We start from the raw sequence: 20452 nt of genomic DNA on the forward strand, positions 1-20452 counted from the left end.
GGCGTGAGAGGAGAGGGAGGATTCGCTATGGCATCAGATGCCACCGTCGAGATGAATGTCGGCGCGCCGGAGCTGCGCGCCGCTCGGTTCGAGGACCTGAGAGCAGCACTGGTTCGTGGAGCGCAGGACTTTCGCCGCCATCCGTTCTATGGGCTGACCTTCGCCAGCTTTTACATTATCGCAGGCTGGGTCATGGTGGCCATCACCGCCGTGACCGGTCACACGTTCTGGCTGGTGCTGGCCGCGATCGGCTTTCCTCTGCTGGGGCCCTTTGCAGCCGTTGGCCTCTATGAGGTATCGCGGCGCTTGGATCTCGGGCTGCCGGTGCCGCCGGGTGCGGTCTTTGGTGTGATCTGGCAGCAGCGCCTGCGGCAACTTCCGTCGCTCTGCACGATGATGGTCGTGATTTTCATGTTCTGGTTCTTTTTGGGCCACATGATCTTTGCGCTCTTCCTCGGGCTCAGCACGATGACAAATATTTCAACCTCTTACGAGGTGTTCCTCACGCTCAATGGGCTGAGCATGCTAGCCTTCGGCACCGTGGTGGGCGGGCTGTTTGCGCTGCTGATCTATGCGATGTCGGTCATCGGCCTGCCTTTGCTGCTCGACCGCGAGATCGACTTCATCACGGCAATGATCACCAGCATCGGTGTCGTGCGGCAATCGCCAACGGTGATGCTGACATGGGCCGCGCTGATCGCCGTGTTGAGTTTTGCGGCGCTGCTCCCCGGATTTCTCGGGTTGTGGCTCGTGCTGCCCTGGCTGGGGCACGCCTCCTGGCATCTTTATCGACAGTTGTCGACCACAGCCTGAGCGGGCGGTTCGCGGCCAAGTGCGACCAGGCGGTCGCGCAGGATCTCGGCCTGCGGAGATCCGGCTTCCAGTGCGAACACATAGGCGTGGGTCAGGTAGAAGGCGCGGGCATCCTCCTCGGCGGCTTCATCAGCGGCCTGCGCGTAGAGCGCGATCAGCGCCGAACGATCATCCGCCGCGTGGGCTGCGAGCAGCCGCGCGTCGAGATCGCTCATTCCGCGGCCTGGGCGGCCATCCGGTGTTGGGTCAATCGCCCCGCAACCCATGCGTGGAAGAGATGCGTCGGTCCGTCCATTGCCGGCGAGAATCGCCCGCCATCAAAGGAAACGGCGTGGCGCCCTCGCTGCATGCCTTCGACCACGAAGATGTCCTCGATGAACACCTCTTTCCACTGGGCGGCGTTTTGCGCCCCCAACGCGGCATCGGTGTCCGGCACGGCATAGAAAATATGCACATGCTCCCGGGTTCGGTCCATACTCTGGGGTTCGAGGATGATCGCAAAGGTATGGTCGCGGTGCACGCCGAGGAGCACATTGGGAAAGGCGGTGATGTACTCTGCTGCGGTGTCCCATTTATCGCTTAACCCGTCGAAGTCGGGAAAGACCTCACCTGCGGGGCCCTTGATCTGGCGGTAGACCAACGTGCCCTGGCCGGAAAACGCATCCTCCTGCTCGATGTGGTAATGATCCTCAAGGCGGGAGTAGCTGTTCAGTCCCGGGTGCACCCAGGGCAGGTGATAGCTCTCGCAATAATTCTCGACGGCGAGTTTCCAGTTGCAGTTGACCTCCAGCGTAAAGCCGCTGCCGTGATAGAGCGGTTTGTCGAATTCAGCCCAGCGGGCGAGCAGATCGGCATTGGCGTCCTCAAAGGCGGGGGCGGTGCCGGAGATATTGATCCAGACGACCCCCATCCAGATGTGGCTGCGCACCTCGATCAGCCCGAGCAGCGCGCGGTCGATCCCTTCGTGGTGATTGTGGCCCGGGCCGCCCACATGAGGCGTGCTGACCAGACGGCCATCCGTGGCGTAGCACCAGCTGTGATAGGGACAGCGAATGGCGCCGTCGATCTTGCGCGGCTCGGACACCAGAATCATACCGCGATGACGGCAGATGTTCTGGAAGACCCGCACCTGGCCCTGCCGGTCGCGGATCAGGAGCAGCGGCATACCCAGGAAGCTCAGGGGAACCGCATCGCCGATCTCGGGCACGTCCGCGGCAACGGCGAGGCCGGACCAGCCGTCGAAGAGCAGCGCCTCTCTTTCCTCGTCGAACACGGCGGGATCGGTGTAATGCGCATTCGGCAGCCCGTTGGCTTGGGAAATCGGGCAGCGCACCTTCGACAGATCGGTGGGCATGGGGGCCATGGCAACTCTCCTGCTGTGTGCAGAAAGGATAGACGACGGAGCCGCACGGGCGCGGCTCAAAGCGACCCGAGTTATCTCTCGGCGACACTGCGAGACGCGCTATCTGAAGGGGTCGCTGGGCTGCAGCAGCCGCTGATGGAAGGGCATCAGGTCGTCCAACTGGCAGAACCCCGCCTTGCGGGCGCAGGGCAGGACGCGCTCGGGGCTGTTGCCGATGTATTCGTAGACAAGCCGCGTCATCCGCGTGCTGGACGAGCTTTCGCGGACCGTCCGCGCCACATAGCCCACCCAGAAGTTGTTCTGAAAGGAGGTCACGCGGCTGAGGTAGTTGAATGAGGCGGTCATGGCATTCCGGCGTGCGACCGTCGCTGCGAAACCGTCCTCGATATGCATGATGAAGCCCCGGTATTCCCGCGCCCGCGCATCAGCCGGAATGCCCTGCATCGCCATCGCGATCTTGGGCTCGAAGCCGCGCAGGAAGGTGTTGTCTCCATCGCGCTTGATCAGCACGAGCCCCCGCACGTATTGATCGTTGCGCACGAAACTGCGGCGGGCGAATTGATAAAATCCGCTGGGCAGATCCTCTTCGGAGACCGGATGCACCGTCGGGCCCATGAAGTCGCGCAGATACTTGCTGGAGATAGGGCCCGAGCTTGGCCCGATCTGATCCACGGGCTCCAGCAAGACGCGGGCATCGACGGAGAAGAACTCGCAGATCCGGGCCAGGACATCCGGGCGCGGAAAGCTTTCGCCGCTGAGGTAGCGGTTGAATTGCGTCCGGTTGATCCCGAGATCACGGGCCAGGGCCGAGATGGAGGCGTAATCTGCCGCCAGTCGGCGGAGGTTGGAGCCGAACATGCTGCGTAACTGCGCCGGTGATCTGGCGGTCAAAGACATGCGTCTCCTTCAGGGTTGTCTATCGGCCAGCATATGCGTCTGTGCGCCATCGGCCCTAGCTCTTTCAGGTTGAATTGCCGATTTGATGCTAGTTAGCGTCAGTCCCAGTTCGTATTTGTGTCAAGCTTAGTTCAGGGCGACACAAATTCCAAGCGTACGGTGCTCATTTTATGAGGTGCTGTGACGTTAACTTCTTGGTACCAATATAGTGCAGGCAGAAGGATTGGATGTGACATGATTGGCGTTGTTCTATGGAGCGACGCATCGGACCGCAAAGCGGTGATTTGGTGCGAAGATCAAGGGGATTTGGCATTTTTGAACTCGGCAGACGAGCTTTTGCAATCGGACGCGTTTTTCGATGCGGGGGATGTGGTGCAATTCGATATGGAAGTGCAGGCGTCCATGCGGCGGGCCCACAACCCGCGTCTGGTGCTTGAGCAGGCCGGGGCGGGCCTGCCGGATGCGTTGCGTCAAAGCGTCTCAGACGTCGCGACGTCGGCGTGCACGGCGAAGATCATCCCGTTCGAGCCGCGGGCAGGGCGCGTTGTGGCGGAGCCGTTGCAGGTCTCCGAAGCCTGACGCTCTATTCGCCCCGGGAGAGTGCGGCCACACCCGTCCGCGCCACATCCGTCAGACCGAGCGGGCGCATCAGGTCGGCAAAGGCGTCGATCTTGTCGGGCGCACCGGTGATCTCGAAAACGAAGCTCTCAAGCGTGCTGTCCACCACGCTGGCGCGGAAGATGTCGGCCAGTCGCAGTGCCTCGACCCGCTTGTCGCCTTGCCCCACAACCTTGAACATCGCGAGCTCCCGCTCCACGCTGGCCCCCTCGACGGTCAGGTCATGCACGTCATGCACTGAAACGATCCGCCCCAGCTGCGCCTTGATCTGTTCGATCACCTGCGGCGTGCCGGAGGTCACGATGGTGATGCGGCTGAGGTGCCCGGTGTGATCCACTTCCGCGACGGTCAGGCTGTCGATGTTGTACCCGCGGCCAGAAAAAAGCCCGATCACGCGGGCCAGGACGCCCGGTTCGTTCTCGACCAGCACCGCCAGCGTGTGCCGCTCTACGACATCCGAGAAGGTGGGCCGCAGGTTGTAGGCGGAGTGGCTGGTGGAGCCTTTTTTGATCTTTAGGGGGGACATCGGCAGGTTCCAGTGTGGTTTGTTTTTACGTGTCAGTAGTTCAGAGTGATCGGGATGTAACCCGGAGCGCCGGTTTTGCTAGAGCCCCAGATTTCGTCGAGGTACCAGGCTTGGGCGATGATGATGCTGTCGAGCAGCGCCGCGTCATCGCCGAGCGATGCCCGCGCCGGGGGCAGTGCAAATGCGAAGGTCGCCACAACACCGGGCTGATTCACAAGTTCATAGCTGTGAAAGATCACGATGTCTGAGCCGAAGGCGATCCGCTTTCGGTTGGCGTAGGTGTAGCCATCGTTTCCAAGCAGGTTCAGCAGATCCCGCCGGGTTGTCAGACCGAAGCGGAGCCCGGCGCCGGCGGAGGGGGCGACCGCGCGGTTCCAGCTGTTTTCCATATAGATGATCGGGCCGAAGTTTCGCGTTGTCACCGACAGATCATGACCGTCGGGCATCCGAAACTTCGCGAACCGGTCGGGGCCACTGCTGTCGAGCGCGACAGGACCGCCAAAACTGGCCACTGCCCGTGCGTCAGATCCGACCTTCACGCCCCCGAAGGTCTGTGCCCCGGCACCGGCCATGGTGAGGGCCAGTGCCAGCGCCGCGAAAAGAAGGCGCCACGACCGGATCACACCAGCACGCTGCCCTTGCTGTCAATCACGCCCTGTGTCTCCGCTTCGCCCAGCAACATCTCGTTGTGGGCCTTGCCGGAGGGGATCATCGGGAAACAGTTTTCGTGCTTCTCGACCAGACAGTCGAAGATCACCGGGCCGTCATGCGTGATCATCTCCATGATCGCGTCGTCGAGATCATCCGGGTCGGCACACAGGATGCCCTTGGCGCCGAAGGCCTCGGCCAGCTTCACGAAATCGGGCAGGGCGTCGGACCAGCTGTGCGAATAGCGCTCACCGTGCAAGAGCTCCTGCCACTGGCGCACCATACCGAGGCGTTCGTTGTTCAGGATGAACTGTTTCACCGGCAGGCGGTATTGTACGGCGGTGCCCATCTCCTGCATGTTCATCAGCCAGCTTGCCTCACCGGCCACGTTGATCACCAGCGCATCGGGGTGCGCCATCTGCACGCCGATAGAGGCGGGGAAACCGTAGCCCATGGTGCCCAGACCACCCGAAGTCATCCAGCGGTTCGGATCTTCAAAGCCGAGATACTGCGCGGCCCACATCTGGTGCTGGCCGACTTCGGTACAGATGTAGCGGTCGTGCTTCTTGGTCAATTCCTCCAACCGCACCAGCGCGTGCTGCGGTTTGATGGTCTTGCCTTTCTGAGTGAACTTGAGGCAGTCGACGGTTTTCCACTCCTCGATCTGCGCCCACCATTTCGCCAGCGCTTCGGAGTTGGTCTTGCGTCCGCGGGATTTCCAGACCTTCAGGATGTCTTCGAGCACATGGCCCACATCGCCGACAATCGGGATGTCGGTCTTGATCACCTTGTTGATTGACGAGGGATCAATGTCGATATGCGCCTTGATCGATTTTGGGCTGAAGGCGTCGATGCGGCCTGTGATCCGGTCGTCAAACCGCGCGCCGATGTTGATCATCAGGTCGCAGTCGTGCATCGCCATATTGGCCTGGTAGAGCCCGTGCATGCCGAGCATACCGAGCCAATTCTCGCCAGACGCCGGGTAGCAGCCGAGGCCCATGAGCGTCGAGGTGATCGGGAATCCTGTGACCTTGACCAGCTCGCGCAAGAGCTGGCTGGCCGCCGGGCCGGAGTTGATCACCCCGCCGCCGGTGTAGAAGATCGGCCTCTTGGCCTTCTCGATCGCGGCGACGAGCTCGGTGATCTCCTCCATGTCGCCCTTCAGCTTCGGCTGATAGTGCGAGACCGAGGGCTTCGGCGCGTGATAGGTGCCGGTGGCGAACTGCACGTCCTTCGGGATGTCGACCAGCACCGGGCCGGGGCGGCCTTGGGTGGCCACATGGAAGGCCTCATGGATCACGCCCGAGAGCGCGTCTGTCTCTTTCACCAGCCAATTGTGCTTGGTGCAGGGGCGGGTGATGCCCACCGTGTCGGCCTCCTGGAACGCGTCAGAGCCGATCATGAAGGTGGGCACTTGGCCCGTGAGCACAATGATCGGGATCGAATCCATCAGCGCATCGGTCAGGCCGGTCACCGCATTGGTGGCACCGGGCCCGGAGGTCACGAGCACGACACCAGGCTTGCCTGTGGAGCGCGCATAGCCTTCCGCGGCATGCACGGCACCCTGTTCATGGCGCACCAGAATGTGCCGGATGGCGTTTTGCTGAAAGATCTCGTCGTAGATCGGTAGCACGGCGCCCCCGGGGTAGCCAAAGACGGTGTCCACACCCTGATCGATCAAGGCTTGGACAATCATTTTTGCTCCGGACATCTGCCGTTTCATATCTCTTTCTCCGTGGCGGCCGCTTGTCGGCCTCTGCTACCGTTTGCGCACAAAAAAGCCCCCGATCTTGGCGGGGGCGCATGGGGTCAGAAAATGGTCTACCGTTACCGGCCCATGCGCGTGTGTCCTACAATGACGACTAGGGGTGTCATGTCAGATGGCTCCTTCGTGCTGCCGGGACATTAGAAGTGGCACATAGGGCCGTCAAGGACCTATTACGCAAAAAAATATGTCGCTGCGGCAATTTTTTGCGCCACTTCCTTTCGTATGGCGCGTGCCTGGCGACATTTTGCGAAAATATGATGCTGGAACGGAGGTTTGGCTCAGGCGTTTTCGATGCTTTCGATGTCTTGTCGGGCGGAGAAGGTCAGTTCCTGCACTTCTTCGGCGAGCACCTTGAATTCCTGCGCGATGATCGCGAGGCCCTTGCCTGCTTCGCCTGCGCGAGAAGCCTCAACCGAGGCGTTGATCGACATGGAGCGCACGTATTTGCCGATCCGCTCCAACCGGCTGAGCCCTTCGCCGAGGCGGGTGGCCGACTGCATGGCGCGCTCCAACTGGAGGGCCCGACCGTCCTCGATGTATTTCCAGATATGCTCGGTAAGTGCGGTGACGACCTCGAAGAAGTCGCCCTGCGCGTAGGCCACATAGCTGTCGAAGTCGGAGGGCTTAACACCGTCGTCACCGAGGGCGGCATCCCGCAGGCTGTCGGTCATGTCGGCCATGCGGCTGATTGTGGCCATCCGGCTGGTCTGATCCTGTGCGATGGTGGCGAGCCAGCCGCTGAGTTCTTCCGGCAGGTCCGTGAACGTGCTTTGGCCGCGCAGCACATCATAGGTGTGGCGCAGCTTCTCGGTATGGGCCTGCGCATCTGCTTGGAGAGATTCGCGTTGGTCGTCGGTACGGTCGGACGCCAGCTGGCTGATCGCCAGTGCCATGCGCATCACCAGCGCGCGCATGGTGGCGACACGGTCGATGGCAGAGCGATAGGGCAGGGTGTCGATGGTCGCCGCGTCGGGCGCCGTGATCTCGGTTTGTGCATTCATGCAACCGGTCTAGACCGCGCATGCTTAACAAAGCTTCAACACCCGCGCGGTGCTCAGAATCGCGCGCCGGTGCCTTGCAGCACACCATGCTCCAATGCGTAGCGGGTGAGGCCCGCCGTGCTCGAAATGCCCAACTTGCGTTTGATGTTCTTCCGGTGGGTCTCGACCGTGCGCACGGAAATATCGAGTGCAATCGCCACCTCCTTGTTCGACTTGCCTTGGGCCAGTTGCAGCAGGATCGTCTGCTCTCGGCCTGTCAAAGCCTCGCGCACGTCGGCCTGCTTGGGCTCGAGCGATCCGCGCGCACCGGTGCAGAGATAACGCTCGCCCGACATCACCACATCGATGGCCTGCTTGATTTCATCGGTAGGCACGTCTTTGAGCACATAGCCCATGGCACCGTGGCTGAGCGCGGAGGAGATGTATTCGGGGCTGTCGTGCATCGAGAGAACAAGGACCCGCGTGTCTGGGCGCTGCTCGAGGATGATCTCGGTTGCCGTCAGCCCACCCATGTCGGGCATGTTGAGATCCATCAGGATCACATCCGGATCGAGCGCCGGCACCCGCGCAATGGCGTCCCGTGCCGTGTTGCAGGTGCCGACGACGTCAATGTCGTCGTAGCTTTCCAGGATCGACTGTATGCCTTCGGCGACCATGGGGTGGTCATCGACAATGAGGATCTTGATCGGAGTGGGGTCGGTCATGCGGGTACTGTGGGTCGTTCTGAGGTTTCACGTTCGGGCGGCAGGAGGTGGGAGAGCGGTACGGTGACCTCAATGATCGTGCCGTCGGTACCGCGGGGTTTGGCGAGGCGCAGTTGCCCCTCAAGCTGTTCGACACGCTCCTGCATGTTGCGCAGCCCAAGCCCGCCGGTGGGGCCATCTTCGGGCAGCCCGCGGCCGTTGTCCTCGATCCGCAGGGTTGCGCCCTTCTTGTGGCCGCGCAGGTCTATCTTCACATGGCTGGCCTGAGAATGGCGCTCGACATTGGTCAGCGCTTCCTGCGCGATGCGGTACATGGCGATCTTGGCCTCGCCATCGAGACGGTTGCGGAAGACGACCGTCTGGAAGCTGACGTCGATGCCGGTGCGTTCCTGAAAATCTTCCGCCAGTGCCTTGATCGCGGGGCCAAGACCGAGGTCGTCGAGCACCCCTGGGCGCAGGTCGCGGCTGATCCGGCGCACTTCGGAGATGGCCTCACCCAGCGTTTCGATCCCCTTCTTCAGCGGCTCTCCGGCGCTTGGATCATCCCGGTCAAATTTGCGGCGCGCGGTGTCGAGCGCATAGCGGACGCCCACGAGCAACTGGCTGATGCCGTCATGCAGCTCGCGCGCGACGCGGCCGCGCTCCTCTTCCTGTGCGTCCAGCACCCGTTGAGTGAGCTTTTTCAGCTTTGCGTCGGCCAAGCGGCGTTCGCGGATGTTGAGGCCCATGCCGGTCAGGAAGACGGCGAGCAGGGCGGCGAGGGTGATCATGCCGATATAGAAGAACGTCTGCTGCACCCGCGCCTCAACATCCGCACGGGCCGAGGCGACGGTGGCGAGCACATCGTCAATGAAGACACCGGTGCCCACCGCCCACCGCCAACTGGGGAAACTGGTGACATAGGTGATCATCCGTGCCTCCTCGCCGGTCGAGGGTTTGGGCCAGAGATAGCTATGATAGCCCGCGCCCGACCGGGCGATCTCGATGAGCTCATCGACAATCGGGGTGCCTTCGCTGTCGGTGAGCCCGGACCAGTTGCGGTTGATCATCTCGGTCTGGCGCGGGCTGACGAGGTTGGTGCCGTCGTAATCATAGACGAAGAAGAACCCGTCCGTCCCGTAGATCATCGCCGACAGGATTTGAGCGACGCGGTCCTGGGCTTCGCGGTCGTCGGGTGCCGCGTTGCCGTATATGAAGTAGAACCCGTTGCGGGCCTGGGTCACGTAATTGGCCAGTTCGGCCTTCTTGGCTTCCAAGAGCTGTGTCTCGAGCGCCTTGATTTCGCGCTCGGCCAGCGTCCGTGACTGGTAGGCCACGAGCACGGCAATCGCCGCCACCGCCGCAATCAGCGGGACGGTGGCCACCAGCGACAGCTTTTGCGCATAGCTGGGGCGGAAAAGAGCGCCGAGCCGTTTCATGGCAGACTGGTTACGTGGAAATCGCGGCGAATCAAAGTCTGATCGGGGGCGTCGAAACGGCCCAAACCGCGGGCGCACGACCTCACCTCGCCAAAATCGGCCAAAAAATATGACCAAAACGATCTAAATGCCGCCGATCTACGCAGTACTAGGTATTTCATTTGGAATCCGCTTGGCTAGTGTGGCCACACTCGAAACAGCCCGGGCGAACTTCCGCGCCACGGGCGATATATCTGGGAGGAATATCCAAAATGGACCGTCGTTCATTTCTGAAGACATCTGCATTGGGCGGCTCGGCCGCTGCGGCCACGACGCTGGCTGCACCCGCGATTGCCCAAGGCAACCGCGTTCTGACTATGGTCACGTCCTGGCCCCGTGGGTTTGCCGTGCTGGACGACGCCGCGACCTACTTCGAAGAGATGGTGGGGGCGATGTCCGATGGCACGCTGACCATCGACAAGAAAGCTCCGGGCGAGCTTGTTGGCGCCTTCGAAGTGTTTGACGCCGTCTCCTCCGGTCAGGCCGATCTTTATCACTCCGCGGACTACTACTTCATCGGTCAGCACCCGGGCTATGCCTATTTCACGGCTGTTCCCTTCGGCGGCACAGCGCAAGAAGTGACCAACTGGTATCACCACGGCGGCGGCCATGAGCTGCACACCGAGCTGGGTGAGATCTTCAACCTGAAGTCCTTCATCGCCGGTAACTCGGGCTCGCAGTCCGGTGGCTGGTTCCGCAACGAGATCAACTCGGCGGCCGACTTCAACGGCCTGAAATTCCGCATGCCCGGTCTGGGCGGCAAGGTGCTGGGCGAACTGGGTGCCTCGGTGCAGAACATCCCCGGCGGCGAGCTCTATCAGGCGTTGTCGTCTGGTGCTCTGGACGGTCTGGAGTGGGTTGGTCCCTTCGCGGACGAACGCGCGGGCTTCCAGGAAGTGGCGAAAGTCTACTACACCGCCGGGTTCCACGAACCGGGCTCGGCGCTTGCCGCGGGCATGAACCTCGACGTCTGGAATGACCTGTCGCCAGCGCATCAGGCGATCATCTCCAACGCGGCGATGGCCACCACGCACACCCAGCTGGCCGAGACACTGGCCAACAACGGTGCCGCGCTGGCCCGTCTGCAGGCACAGGGCGTGAAAACGCTGCAGTTCCCGGATGATGTCTGGGATGCGTTTGGTGCGGCCTCCAAGACCGTGATGGACGAAAACATGGGCGATGAGCTCTTTGCCAAGATCCGCACCTCCTTTGAGGAATCGCTGGCGCAGAGCTCCGACTGGCTGCTCAAGTCGGACGGCTTCTACGTGGCACAGCGCAATCGCGTGCTGGCCAACGGCTGATCAAACGAGCAAGATAGGGGAGGGGCTGCTGCGGCGGCCCCTTTCACCACGAGGGGCCAACGTGCCTCACATCCGGGCGACACCTTGCTGCGTGAGAAGAGGCGCGCAACAAGGGAGGGGGACATATGGAAAACGACGCAAGCGAAGCCGCAGGCTCACTGTCCGTCATTTTTGACGGCATTCTCTGGTTCTTCACGAACATTGGCCTGGCGTTCTACAACTTCTTCTATGCGATCACGCACCCGTCGCTCTGGCTCGACTGGTCGAACAAGGAAGCAATCATGCGCTTCGTCTACTATGGCGGATCGGTTGAGTTCTTCTTTGTGGTCTTCACCGCGGTCGTGATCATCTTTGCGGTGGGCCTGTGGCGCAACGGCTTCCTCTGGGGGTGCGTGCGCGTGCTGGAAGGCTTCGCCAATACGGTGGGTCGCTTCTTCGCATGGGCGGGACTTCTGATGGTGATCCAGCAGATCGTGATCGTCTTCATGCAGCGGATTTTCACGCGGCCCGACATCTCCATCGGCTTCGGCATTCCGCTGCAGTTCGACATCAGCTGGTTTGCGGAAGAGCTGAAGCTCTATAACGCCATGGTCGTCTGCCTCTGCATGGCCTACACCTTCGTGCAGGGCGGTCACGTGCGGGTGGACCTGATCTATTCCGCCGTGGCCTTTCGCACCAAGAAGGTGATCGACATGTTCGGCGCCGTCTTCTTCATGATGCCCGTGGCCGTCATGATCTGGCTCTACGGCTGGTTCTTCCTCTGGCGGCACCTGATCGTGCCGAACCCCTCGGCCTCCGATACGCTCGACCGGTTGCTGACCAAGTCCCGCGCGCTGCGCTGGAACGTCGAGACCATCGGCTTCAGCCCCAACGGGTTCAACGGCTACTTCCTCTTCAAGATCTTGCTCTGCGCCTTTACGGCCATGCTGTTCCTGCAGGCGGTTGCGATGCTCTTCCGCTCGTATCTGGAGTGGAAAGAGGGCCCGGAGAGCGAAAACAAGTACCTCGACCGCGACAGCTTGGGCGAGGGTGAAGAGGCCTATGAGGGCACACATTAACGAGACGCCGCGACACACGCAGCGCAGTGAGGGACTGAACTCATGTTTTTCGGACTAGACGGCGTCGAAGTTGGCCTGATCATCGTTTTCATCTGCCTCTTTGGTGGTATCCTCTCGGGCTTCCCGGTGGCCTTTGCCATCGCCGGTGCGGGGGTGATCTCCTTCGGGATCATCGCAGCGCTCGACAGCGCGGGGCTGCTGATCCACCAGGCCATTGACACCGGCAGCCAAGTCTATCGGGAGCTGGTGAATTCCGGTGTGAAACCCGATACCATATCGGTCTTCCGATACCCCGACTTGCCGCGCGTCGAACTGCCGGTCTTCCCGCAGGGGTGGGAGACGGCGCTCGACCGCAATGTCTCCTTCGTGGTGAACCGGATGAACGAACGCGTGCTGGCCGGTCAGTCCATTGAGACGCTGCTTGCCGTGCTGATGTTCGTGCTGATGGGCATCACGCTGGAACGCTCCAAGATCGCGAATGACCTGCTCACCACAATGGCCCGCGTATTTGGCCCGCTGCCCGGTGGTCTTGCGGTGTCCATCGTGGTTGTGGGCGCCTTCCTTGCGGCTTCCACCGGAATCGTGGGCGCGACCGTTGTGACCATGGGCCTGCTTGCCTTGCCGACGATGCTGCGCAACGGGTATTCGTCTGAGCTGTCCACAGGGGTCATCGCGGCCTCCGGGACCTTGGGGCAGATTATCCCCCCCTCCATCGTGATCGTTCTGCTCGGCACACTGGCGGGGGACCTCTATTCCGCAGCGCAGGAGCGCCGCGCCACCGTGGCGGGCTGTACCGATGCGCTGACCTATCTGGGCGAACCTGCGGTGCTCTCGGTGGGCACATTGTTCCAGGCGGCACTGCTGCCGGGGATCATGCTTGCGCTGCTCTATGCGCTCTACGCCTTTGGCTATGCGCTGCTGAACCCCGACAAGGCGCCTGCGGTCGAGATGGGCAGCACCAACGCCGAACCGGTGACACGCAACGAGGCCTTCACCTGGTTCCTCGGCGCGCCCCTTGCGCTTATTGTGGTCGCGATCCTTCTCGGCAACCTGAATGTGATCGGAGATCAATCCACCAACGTCTCTCGCTTCTCCGATATCGGAGAGGGGGCCTCGTTGCGAACCAATGTGAGCCCGGACTGCCAGGCGGCGATGATCGAGTTGCACGGGCAGGTGGCCTGGGACCAGGCTGTTGCCGAACAGGCCGCCATCAATGACGCGGGTGGTGTGCAAGCCTCGCGCGCGCTGTCAGAGGAAGAGCTGGTCGAGGCGCGGGCGGCCAAGATCGCCAATGCGGCACCGATCGGAACCGGCGTCGCCATCATCATCGTGTTGACCTCGCTGTTCCTGACCACGGCGCGGGGTGTGTCGCCCTCCGCCTCGCCGCAGCCGCTGATCATCGGGGCTGTGGGGGCGATCCTGGTCCTGCTGGTCGATATCGTTCTGGTCGGTCCAGCCACGAGTGCCGGCACCATGGTGGCGCTGATGGCGCTGCCCTTCGCCGCGCTCATGTACGGGGTCGTGCATGCCACCAAGATCTGCGCGCGAAATGAGCTGATCCGGGTGGTCTTCCCACCGCTGGTGCTGATCGTGGCGGTGCTGGGCTCGATCCTGGGCGGCATCACCAACCCGACACCGGCCGCGGCCCTCGGGGCCGGGGGGGCGATCATGCTCGCCGCCTACCGCAAGCTCAAGGATCAGGATCGCACGCCCAAGGTGATCATCTGGGCGACGTTGGCGATCATCGTCTGCATCCTTGTCGGTATCAACTTCGACCTGCGGGTCAACAACGGCAATGCCGGATTTGAAAGCTGGTTTGCCTTTGTGGTGGCCTATGCCGCCTATCTCTATGCGCTCTTCGGACTGCTGTTTTCCTGCTGGGTGCTCTACACCTCGGGCGTGCTCAGCCCCGTGGTGCGGGAGACGGCGAAGGTCACCAGCATGGTCTTCACCATCCTGATCGGCTCACAGTTGCTGAACCTGGTGGTCATCTCCTTTGGGGGCGAACACTACATCCAGCAGTTCCTGAAGAGCTTCGACAATGAGTTCAAGGTCTTCCTGATCGTGATGGTCGTGCTCTTTGTGCTGGGCTTTGTGCTCGACTTTCTGGAGATCATCTACATCGTGATCCCCATCGTTGGGCCAGTGATCTATGGCGGCAGCTTCGATCCCAAATGGGTGACGATCATGATCGCCGTGAACCTGCAGACCTCCTTCCTGACACCGCCCTTCGGCTTTGCGCTCTTCTATCTGAGGGGGGTGGCGCCGAAGGAAGTCACCACGGGACACATCTACCGCGGCATCATCCCCTTCGTGCTGATCCAGGTGGCGGGTCTGGCGCTTCTGTGGACGTTCCCGGGGATCGTGACGCTGATCCCGGATCTGATCCCGAACTGATACAAAAAGGGCGAGAGATCTCTCTCTCGCCCGACATCATCCAAAAGATCGGTCTTTGATGTGATCAGGACTGGCCCGAGAGCCAATGCGGACTTTTCACGCATAGTGTCGATGGACGGTGGGCAGGATCGTCTTTCAACTGCTCGGTTGCGCGCGCCCCGAGATAGCCCAGCACTGTTACAAAACCCAGCGTTCCGAAAGCGAGAACGGTTGCCAACATACCCATATCTTTCTCCTTTCCAGTGGTGTGTTTCTGAAAAAGGATACGAGGCGTCGGTCTGGCTGGATCAAAAAATATTTTAAAATCAATAGCATACATTTGTATACTTGGATTTTCTGAAAAGTTTCAACACCGTATGGCCCGCCGGTGCGGCGTGGCCTCAGCGAAAAAAGATCACGATGGCAGCAAAATAGGCGAAAAGGCCCCAGATGCCGAAGCTGGCGGCCAACAGAGCCAGCAGGAAGAGGGCGAGCAACACGCCACCGACCTCAGCATAGGCACGCTGTCGGGGCAGGGTCTCGAGCCGCTCAAGGACCTCGCGGATGTCCTTGCGGCGCAGGCGGCTGATGACCAGCGCCGTCACCCGAAAGAGCAACTTCTGCAAGGAGGATTTGGTGCGCGCGACGGTTTTCATGCTCCTCTTTTACCAGCGATGGAGGTGCAGTCCAAGTGGGCGGGGCGAGCGGTTCTCAGCGCGTCGGGCGCGTGTCCGGCAAGTGGATATTCGCGACCTGCTCGGCGATGGGGTCGTTCGAGAGCGGATGCGTGTCGGCACTGAAATCGGCTGGATCGTTCATCTTCTGCCAGCGCCCGCCGATATAGACCTCCAGCCCCGAGAACTTGGATTTGTAGCCCATCTTCTGGCTGCCCGGCACCCAATACCCCAGGTAGACATAGGGCAGGCCCGCTTCCTCGGCGATCTTGATGTGATCGAGGATCATGTAGGTGCCCAGCGAGCGCTTAGGTTCGTCTGGCGCATAGAAGGAATATACCATGCTCAGCCCGTCTGAGAGGACATCGGTCAGGCTGACGCCGATCAGCGCGCCGCTCTCTTTATGCGTGTATTCCACGACCCGGCTGCGGATTGGTGTCTCCTCAATCATCGCGGCGAATTCAAAGACGTCCATATCCGCCATTCCGCCCTCCGCATGGCGGCTGTCGAGATAGGTGCGGAAGAGCTCGTATTGCTCTTCGGAGGCCCAGGGAGAGGTGGCGCGGCGCGACAGGTCCAAGTTGCGGTTTGCCGTGCGGCGTTGGCTGCGCGATGGCTTAAAGGCGGAGATGTCGATGCGGGCACTGAGGCAGGCCGAGCATTCTGCGCAGGAGGGGCGGTAGAGCACATTCTGAGACCGCCGGAAGCCCTGCTGCGACAGGCTGTCGTTCAGCTTGTCGGCATTCTCTCCCTGAAGCGCTGTGAACAGCTTACGCTCCATCCGCCCGTCCAGATAGGGGCAGGGCTGGGGGGCAGTCACATAGAACTGCGGGGCGATGGGTAGCGTGTGGCGCATCGGATTCCGGTCGTTTACAACCAGAAGATAACAAGAGCAGCGCTGGCCGCCAAGCCGAAGTTTAACGCTCAGATCCGCTCTGCGCGCCGGTTGATCATCACCGTCCCGAGCACGTGATCGGTCAGGCCCTTGCCGCGGTCCGTGGTGGCCATCATGACGATGGAAATCAGCTGCAGAGGGGCCATGGCACAGCTCACCGAGTAGCCCAGCGTATGGGCGAAGGCGGTGCCCGCATCGAGCGGCGTGCCATCGGGCCGGCGCAGCTCAATCGCGAAGAGCCGCATACCCCACGTGGCGGACCCATTGGCCAGCGTCACCATGCGGTAGATGAAGCCCACCACCAGAAAGAGCAACGGCAGAAAGAAGACCGCTGTGAAGAAGGTAAAGGGCAGGATCACGAGACAAGCCAGGGCGGTCACTACCGCATCGACCGCCCACGCCATCAGGCGCTTGAGCGGAACGTCGGTGTAGAAGTCAGGTTGACCCTGCGGATCGGGAAGCGCCATCTGTCGTTTGCCTTTTGGTCGGTGTGATCGAAAAGGATGTGCCGGGTTGCCCCGGCACCATCGTTATGCGTCGGCGGTGGTGTCGCCGTTTTTCTGAGCGCGGTCGTTCATGAACTGGTCGAACTCTGCTTTGTCCTTTGCCTCACGCAGACGCTCAAGGAAAGCCTCGAATTGCTGCTGTTCGTCTTCCAGGCGGCGCAGGGTGTCGGCCTTGTATGCATCGAAAGCCGAATTGCCGCTGGGCCGCATGGCGCGCATGCCATGGCGCATGGAGGTCGATTTACGGCTGCAGGATGTGAACATGCGTTTGCTCCAGATCATGTAGAAGAGAAGGGCGAGGCCGATCGGCCAGAAGAAGACGAAACCAAGGACCATGGCAGCGATCCACGCGCCCTTGCCTTTGGAATCAAGCCAGTTTTCGGCGCGTGTGAACCAACCAGGCTGGCTGGGCAGAGGTGTGACTTGGGTGGCGGTGGTCATCGAAGTGCCTTTCTGTTTGAGCTATGAAATCCTCGGTTGGTCCGGGATGTGAATGTCTTTCACATTACATAGATTGGTATCGCGGCACCGCTCCGCAAGGTCTTATGTGAATGTTTTTTACATTTTTTGAGAAAGTTGTTTGAGGTCAATGTTATAGGAGTGACCTATCTTGCCCGAAGCAAAGGATAAGAGCGCTCCACGACCGATATGCGGTGATGGGGGCTAGGAGCTTCGGATCATCTATGGCAAAGCCTTTGACATGAGTTTGGCGACCGAATTGACGCGCTGCCCGCGGGCGTTTGATGCGGATCGGGGAACGGAGGCAGTTGCCGCCGTGCCCGACCTGGCACCGGAATTGAAAGAGCTCGTGCACGGCACGGCCGGATCGAGCCCCTATCTTGCAACGCTCGTCCATAAGGAGGCCGACTGGCTGCCGGAGGCGCTGGCCCACCCCGACCAGGTGCTTGCGACAGAAATCGATATGGCGCGAGATGCAGGGGCGGAAGGGCTGGGTGACGCCTTGCGCCGCGCTAAGCGGCGTGTGGCGCTCTTGACGGGCCTTGCCGACCTCGGCGGCGCCTGGACGCTGTCCCGCGTCACGGGAACGCTGACGGAATTTGCGGATGCCGCATGCCATGCCGCCTTGCGCGCCGGCATTGCGGTGCAGATCAAACGCGGAAAGCTGCCAGGCGCGACCGAGGCGGATCTGCAGGATGCCGTGGGCATGTGTGTGCTGGCCATGGGCAAGATGGGGGCGGGCGAGCTCAATTATTCCTCCGACATCGACCTGATCTGCCTCTTCGACGAAACGCGCTTTGATCCCGATGATTTCTATGATGCGCGGGCGAGTTTTGTCCGAGCCACACGTGCTATGACGGCGACGCTGAGCGAGATCACCCCACAGGGCTATGTGTTTCGCACGGATCTGCGCTTGCGCCCCGATCCGGCAGTAACACCGGTCTGTGTCGCGATGGAAGCGGCCGAGCGATACTATGAAAGCCTCGGTCGCACCTGGGAGCGGGCCGCTTATATCAAGGCGCGGGTCGCCGCGGGAGATCAGGTCGCTGGCGCACGGTTCTTGAAGGATATTTCTCCCTTTGTCTGGCGCAGGCATCTGGATTTTGCGGCCATCCAGGACGCGCATGACATGCGGTTGGCGATCCGGGAGCACAAGGGGCTGGGCGGTCCGATCACGCTGCCGGGTCACAACATGAAACTCGGGCGCGGCGGGATCCGCGAGATCGAATTCTTCACCCAGACGCGGCAGTTGATTGCGGGCGGGCGTGATCCGGACCTGCGCGTGCGTGGCACGATCCCTGGTCTGCAGGCCCTGGCGGAGAAAGGCTGGGTGCCGCGGGACACGGCGGAGATGCTGTCAGAGCACTACACCGCGCATCGCACCGTCGAGCACCGGTTGCAGATGATCCATGACGCGCAAACTCATGACTTGCCCCGCACCGCAGAAGGGTTTGACCGGCTGGCCTGCCTGATGGACCGGGACAGTGACGACCTGAAGGCAGACCTCGTCGAGCGGCTGCAGGCGGTTCATGACACGATGGAGCGGTTTTTCGCTCCCTCAAAACCGATGCAGGCGCACAACCGTTCCGCCGAAAGCGACCTCTTGGCGCGCTGGCCGAGCTATCCCGCCTTGCGCAGCGAACGCAGCCGGATGATCTTCGAACGTCTGCGCCCCGATCTGCTGGCGCGTTTGTCCGAGTCGGCGCGACCGGATGAGGCGTTGTTGGCTTTCGATGGGTTTCTCGCGGGGCTGCCTGCGGGCGTCCAATTGTTCTCGCTTCTGGAAGCAAATCCGCAGCTGACTGACCTGTTGATCGACATCACCGGAACATCGCGCGCTCTGGCGCACTACCTGTCGCGCAATGCAGGCGTTTTCGACGCGGTGATCGCGGGGGATTTCTTCACCGACTGGCCGGGCGAGCAGGGGCTGGCCGATCTGCTGCAAGACCGGCTTGAAGCGGAGGCGGACTACGAAGCACAGCTCGATTCGATCCGCAGATGGGCCAAGGAGTGGCACTTCCGCGTTGGCGTCCACCTTTTGCGTGGACTGATCGACGCAGAGACGGCATCGCGGCAATATGCGGACCTTGCGCGCGCCGTCCTGGCCGTGCTGTGGCCGTTGGTCATCGCGCAGTTTGCACGCAAGCACGGGCCTCCGCCCGGCCGGGGTGCGGTTGTCCTCGGGATGGGATCGCTGGGCGCCGGTCGGCTGAATTCCGGGTCAGATCTCGATCTGATCGTGATTTACGACCCGTTGGAGGCCGCCACATCCGACGGGCCCAAACCGCTGTCGACGCGCCCGTTCTATGCACGGCTGACACAGGCGCTGATTACGGCTCTGACGGCACCCATGGCGCAGGGGCGGCTTTACGAGGTCGACATGCGGCTGCGGCCCTCCGGCAATCAGGGTCCGGTGGCCACCAGCTGGTCCGCCTTTCAGAGTTATCAGACAGATCAGGCCTGGGTGTGGGAGCACCTTGCGCTGACCCGGGCGCATGTGGTGGCAGGGCCGTCTGATCTTGCCCGGGATGTCGAGCAGTTCCGCAGGCAGCTTTTGCAGGCGCCGCGGCGGAAAACAGCGATTTTGACAGACGTCCTGGAGATGCGGGACCGCATCCGTGCCGCCAAGACGCCGGCTGGTCTATGGGACGCAAAACGGGGGCCGGGCCGGCTCCAGGAGATCGAGCTGCTGGCGCAGTCGGGCTCCCTGCTGCAAGGCGAGCTCAGCGGTCAGACTGAGGCCGGTCTGCAGGCGGCTGTCGCATCGGGGTTGATGGATGACGCATCGGGGCAGGCCTTGATCGGATACCACGGGTTTTACTCGCGCCTGCATCAGGCGGTGCGGCTTCTGTCAGACCAGCCGCTCGATGCCGATGCGCTCGGACCGGCGGGCCGGGCGTTTCTGCTGCGGACGCTGGAGGACGATACCATGGCTGATCTCGAGGCGCGGCTTGCGGCTGACTACGCGGCATCGGCGATGCTCGTAGATCGGGCGCTGTCTCCGGAGGCTGCGCAATGAAGGGTGATGCACATGATCCCAAAGGGCTGATCCTCGAGGCCTATCGTATTGACGGGATTACAAAAAGCGAGTGCCGCACGATCTTTCTCGACTGGGCGTTGAGCCTGTCCCTGGAACAGGACACCGGTGTCGTGCTGAAAGCCCTTCTGGCACAATATGGCGCAGCCCACCCAAAGCACCCGATGACCGAGGTCATGACGGAGGGGTTGGGCGGTATGGCGGCCCCCCGCCGAAGGGGTGGATGGCGATCACGTCCGAGAAACTGACATATTTGGCGCGCATTCGCGTCGGTTTTACCTAAAATTCGTCATAATTCGGCCTCACTCCAAAGGTAAATCTTTTGTCAACCTTACATGGGCAGGCAGAAGT

At 61.6% G+C, this 20452-nt stretch carries 21 protein-coding genes; 7 read left to right on the forward strand and 14 right to left on the reverse strand.

The genetic code is table 11. From position 1 onward, the window contains the following. Nucleotides 1–51: 51 nt before the first annotated feature. Nucleotides 52–813: a DUF2189 domain-containing protein gene (locus Q1A71_RS09925; protein WP_299675712.1), complete on the forward strand. Its 762-nt coding sequence runs from the start codon at nucleotides 52–54 to the stop codon at nucleotides 811–813. On the opposite strand, the gene Q1A71_RS09930 is transcribed toward Q1A71_RS09925, so the two are convergent. The 3 genes from Q1A71_RS09930 to Q1A71_RS09940 all read right to left on the reverse strand — a co-directional run bounded on the left by Q1A71_RS09930 (nucleotide 786) and on the right by Q1A71_RS09940 (nucleotide 3073). After that, on the reverse strand, nucleotides 786–1028 hold the full coding sequence (locus Q1A71_RS09930; RefSeq protein WP_299674815.1) for a hypothetical protein: 243 nt from the start codon (nucleotides 1026–1028) through the stop codon (nucleotides 786–788). The two genes, Q1A71_RS09925 and Q1A71_RS09930, sit on opposite strands and share 28 nt — an antisense overlap. Then, a complete protein-coding gene (locus tag Q1A71_RS09935; RefSeq protein ID WP_299674818.1) occupies nucleotides 1025–2176 on the reverse strand; it encodes an aromatic ring-hydroxylating dioxygenase subunit alpha in 1152 nt (383 codons plus the stop codon). The genes Q1A71_RS09930 and Q1A71_RS09935 overlap by 4 nt, the downstream gene beginning before the upstream one ends. A 99-nt stretch (nucleotides 2177–2275) precedes the next feature. Continuing rightward, a complete protein-coding gene (locus Q1A71_RS09940) occupies nucleotides 2276–3073 on the reverse strand; it encodes a helix-turn-helix transcriptional regulator (protein ID WP_299674821.1) in 798 nt (265 codons plus the stop codon). Nucleotides 3074–3307: 234 nt separating this feature from the next. Between Q1A71_RS09940 and Q1A71_RS09945 the strand changes: the two genes are divergently transcribed. Then, nucleotides 3308–3652: a hypothetical protein gene (locus tag Q1A71_RS09945; RefSeq protein ID WP_299674824.1), complete on the forward strand. Its 345-nt coding sequence runs from the start codon at nucleotides 3308–3310 to the stop codon at nucleotides 3650–3652. 4 nt (nucleotides 3653–3656) lie between these two features. Here the strand turns inward: Q1A71_RS09945 and ilvN are convergent, their stop codons facing one another. The 6 genes from ilvN to Q1A71_RS09975 form a co-directional block, all read right to left on the reverse strand. Continuing rightward, on the reverse strand, nucleotides 3657–4217 hold the full coding sequence (gene ilvN, locus Q1A71_RS09950) for an acetolactate synthase small subunit (protein ID WP_299674827.1): 561 nt from the start codon (nucleotides 4215–4217) through the stop codon (nucleotides 3657–3659). Nucleotides 4218–4249: 32 nt separating this feature from the next. After that, a complete protein-coding gene (locus Q1A71_RS09955) occupies nucleotides 4250–4840 on the reverse strand; it encodes a hypothetical protein (RefSeq protein ID WP_299674830.1) in 591 nt (196 codons plus the stop codon). Beyond that, nucleotides 4837–6588 carry an acetolactate synthase 3 large subunit gene (locus Q1A71_RS09960; protein ID WP_299674833.1) on the reverse strand — a complete coding sequence of 584 codons (1752 nt, stop codon included), beginning with the start codon at nucleotides 6586–6588 and terminating at the stop codon, nucleotides 4837–4839. The genes Q1A71_RS09955 and Q1A71_RS09960 overlap by 4 nt, the downstream gene beginning before the upstream one ends. A 323-nt stretch (nucleotides 6589–6911) precedes the next feature. Further along, on the reverse strand, nucleotides 6912–7634 hold the full coding sequence (locus Q1A71_RS09965; protein ID WP_299674836.1) for a methyl-accepting chemotaxis protein: 723 nt from the start codon (nucleotides 7632–7634) through the stop codon (nucleotides 6912–6914). Between the two features lie 53 nt (nucleotides 7635–7687). After that, nucleotides 7688–8338, reverse strand: coding sequence for a response regulator transcription factor (locus Q1A71_RS09970; protein WP_299674839.1), 651 nt, complete (start codon nucleotides 8336–8338; stop codon nucleotides 7688–7690). Further along, complete coding sequence (locus tag Q1A71_RS09975) at nucleotides 8335–9756, reverse strand: cache domain-containing protein (protein ID WP_299674843.1); 1422 nt, start codon at nucleotides 9754–9756, stop codon at nucleotides 8335–8337. The genes Q1A71_RS09970 and Q1A71_RS09975 overlap by 4 nt, the downstream gene beginning before the upstream one ends. A gap of 251 nt (nucleotides 9757–10007) precedes the next feature. Between Q1A71_RS09975 and Q1A71_RS09980 the strand changes: the two genes are divergently transcribed. The 3 genes from Q1A71_RS09980 (at nucleotide 10008) to Q1A71_RS09990 (ending at nucleotide 14551) form a co-directional block, all read left to right on the forward strand. Continuing rightward, on the forward strand, nucleotides 10008–11096 hold the full coding sequence (locus Q1A71_RS09980; RefSeq protein WP_299674846.1) for a TRAP transporter substrate-binding protein: 1089 nt from the start codon (nucleotides 10008–10010) through the stop codon (nucleotides 11094–11096). Nucleotides 11097–11221: 125 nt separating this feature from the next. Next, nucleotides 11222–12154, forward strand: a complete 933-nt coding sequence (locus Q1A71_RS09985) for a C4-dicarboxylate ABC transporter permease (protein ID WP_299674849.1) — start codon at nucleotides 11222–11224, stop codon at nucleotides 12152–12154. A 42-nt stretch (nucleotides 12155–12196) separates the two neighbouring features. Then, complete coding sequence (locus Q1A71_RS09990; RefSeq protein WP_299674852.1) at nucleotides 12197–14551, forward strand: TRAP transporter large permease subunit; 2355 nt, start codon at nucleotides 12197–12199, stop codon at nucleotides 14549–14551. Nucleotides 14552–14615: 64 nt separating this feature from the next. Here Q1A71_RS09990 and Q1A71_RS09995 read toward each other — a convergent pair whose 3' ends face one another. The 5 genes from Q1A71_RS09995 to Q1A71_RS10015 form a co-directional block, all read right to left on the reverse strand. After that, entirely contained in the window at nucleotides 14616–14777 is a 162-nt protein-coding gene (locus tag Q1A71_RS09995) for a hypothetical protein (protein WP_299674855.1), read from the reverse strand. Nucleotides 14778–14931: 154 nt separating this feature from the next. Further along, nucleotides 14932–15186: a hypothetical protein gene (locus Q1A71_RS10000; protein ID WP_299674858.1), complete on the reverse strand. Its 255-nt coding sequence runs from the start codon at nucleotides 15184–15186 to the stop codon at nucleotides 14932–14934. A gap of 55 nt (nucleotides 15187–15241) precedes the next feature. Next, entirely contained in the window at nucleotides 15242–16060 is an 819-nt protein-coding gene (locus Q1A71_RS10005) for an arginyltransferase (RefSeq protein WP_299674861.1), read from the reverse strand. Between the two features lie 68 nt (nucleotides 16061–16128). After that, nucleotides 16129–16566, reverse strand: a complete 438-nt coding sequence (locus Q1A71_RS10010) for an RDD family protein (protein WP_299674863.1) — start codon at nucleotides 16564–16566, stop codon at nucleotides 16129–16131. A 63-nt stretch (nucleotides 16567–16629) separates the two neighbouring features. Next, nucleotides 16630–17046 carry a DUF2852 domain-containing protein gene (locus Q1A71_RS10015; RefSeq protein ID WP_299674865.1) on the reverse strand — a complete coding sequence of 139 codons (417 nt, stop codon included), beginning with the start codon at nucleotides 17044–17046 and terminating at the stop codon, nucleotides 16630–16632. 259 nt (nucleotides 17047–17305) lie between these two features. Here Q1A71_RS10015 and Q1A71_RS10020 point away from each other — a divergent pair, with 259 nt between their 5' ends. Together Q1A71_RS10020 and Q1A71_RS10025 are read left to right on the forward strand one after the other, a co-directional pair. Then, entirely contained in the window at nucleotides 17306–20083 is a 2778-nt protein-coding gene (locus Q1A71_RS10020) for a glutamine-synthetase adenylyltransferase (protein ID WP_299674868.1), read from the forward strand. Next, nucleotides 20080–20349 (forward strand): hypothetical protein, encoded by a 270-nt coding sequence (locus Q1A71_RS10025; RefSeq protein WP_299674871.1) that lies wholly within the window; start codon nucleotides 20080–20082, stop codon nucleotides 20347–20349. Before Q1A71_RS10020 ends, Q1A71_RS10025 begins: the two co-directional genes overlap by 4 nt. The last annotated feature ends 103 nt before the right edge of the window (nucleotides 20350–20452 follow it).

It is taken from the genome of uncultured Roseobacter sp. (assembly GCF_947493125.1).
Classification (GTDB): Bacteria; Pseudomonadota; Alphaproteobacteria; order Rhodobacterales; family Rhodobacteraceae; genus Roseobacter.